We start from the raw sequence: 1,580 nt of genomic DNA, 5'->3' as shown, positions 1-1,580 counted from the left end.
CGCCGCCCAGCAGGAGGGAGGTGGAGGTACGCATGGGGAAGCGAAGGTTCAGGTCTTGTCGCCGAGCAGTCCCTGCGGGCGCAGCAGCAGGACCAGCAGCATCAGGGCGAAGGGCAGGGTTGCGGCGAGGCTGGAGAGCTTGAGCGTGAGCAGGCCGCCCACGCCCTCGGCCCAGGCCCGGGCACCCACCAGGGCGAGCGCGTCGGCCAGGCTGCGGTCGACGCCGACGGCCAGCGAGGTGATGAGGCCGATCAGCAGCGAGGCCAGCATGGCGCCGCCCAGCGAGCCCAGGCCGCCGACCACCACCACGACGAACACCATCACGCCGATCTCCAGCGCCATGTTGGGGCTGGTGGTGTAGAAGGCGCCCGCGATCGCGCCGGCCAGGCCGGCCAGCGCGGCGCCGACGGCGAACACCCCCATGAACACCAGCTGCACGTTGTGGCCCAGGGCCTCCACCATGCGCGGCTTGTAGATGGCCGAGCGCACGATGATGCCCACGCGGGTGCGGGTCAGCAGCAGGTAGAGCAGGCCGAACATCGCCAGCGCGACGCCCCCCATCAGCAGCCGGTACAGCGGGTATTGCTGGTTGCCCAGCGTGAAGGCCGGGCCGTCCAGCATCGAGGGCACGTGGTAGTGCACTGGGAAGTTGCCGAACAGCAGCTTGATGGCCTCTGCGACGATGAAGGACAGGCCGAAGGTCAGCAGCAGCTCATGCGCATGCCCATGGTGGTGGACCCGGCGCAGGAAGAAGCGTTCCACCACCGCGCCCACGCCGCCCGCCAGCAGGGTCGCCGCCACCACCGCCGCACCAAAGCCCAGCAGGCCCTGCAGCGTGTAGGCGAAGTAGGCGCCCAGCATGTAGAAGGAGGCATGGGCGAAGTTGAGCACGCCCATCATGCCGAAGATCAGCGTCAGCCCGGCCGACACCATGAAGAGCAGTAACCCGTAGATGAGGCCGTTGAGCAGGCCGAACAGCAGCGTATCCATGGGCATCAGGACGGGCGCTGCATCTTGCAGGAGGCCTGCACCGGCGTGGCGGCCTCCTCGGCGCTATAGACCTTCACCGGCTTGAAGCCCATGTCGGTGCCGTCGACCTTGTACCTCGCGTCCTTGGTGACGGTGGACACCACTAGCGGCAGCAGCACCTGGTGGTCGGCCGCGCGCATGCTCATCTCGCCCATCGGCGTGCGGATCCTGGCGGTCTCCATCGCGCGGGCGAAGGCGTTCACGTCGAGCGCGCCGGCCGTGGGCCGGGTGCGCTTGAGCGCGTCGGCCACCATGTCGATCGCGAACACCGCCTGCGCCTCGACGAAGACCGGGTTGTGGCCGGTCTTGGCCGTGTAGTCGCTGACGAACTTCGCGCCCTCGGCGCCGCCGGCCTCGCCATTGAACACATGAGCGATGAAATGGCCGATGGCGGTCTCGCCGGCGGTGCTGATATTGCCCGGCTGGTCGAGGAAGACGGTGCCGAAGTCGGCCTTCAGGCCCGCGGCCTTGGCGGCCTTCATCATCAGCAGCAGGTCGTTCGACCAGTTGCCGGTCAGCACGTTGTCGGCGCCCGAGGCGACGATCTTGGC

Annotated in this window: 2 protein-coding genes; both read right to left on the bottom strand. The window is 68.5% G+C overall.

The genetic code is table 11. The features are described 5' to 3' along the window. Positions 1-48 precede the first annotated feature (48 nt). Positions 49-990 (bottom strand): branched-chain amino acid ABC transporter permease, encoded by a 942-nt coding sequence (locus OOZ63_RS28820; protein WP_266009315.1) that lies wholly within the window; start codon positions 988-990, stop codon positions 49-51. 5 nt (positions 991-995) lie between these two features. Continuing rightward, positions 996-1,580, bottom strand: a 585-nt coding sequence (locus OOZ63_RS28815) for an ABC transporter substrate-binding protein (protein ID WP_266009314.1), incomplete at its 5' end; no start/stop codon positions are given.

It is taken from the genome of Paucibacter sp. PLA-PC-4 (assembly GCF_026241155.1).
Classification (GTDB): domain Bacteria; phylum Pseudomonadota; class Gammaproteobacteria; order Burkholderiales; family Burkholderiaceae_C; genus Roseateles_E.
This window is presented reverse-complemented; position numbering and strand designations above follow the sequence as displayed.

What these genes read in the sequence shown, in the direction of transcription:
- OOZ63_RS28820 (WP_266009315.1), bottom strand. Translation starts at nt 990, where the DNA reads ATGGATACGCTGCTGTTCGGCCTGCTCAACGGCCTCATCTACGGGTTA.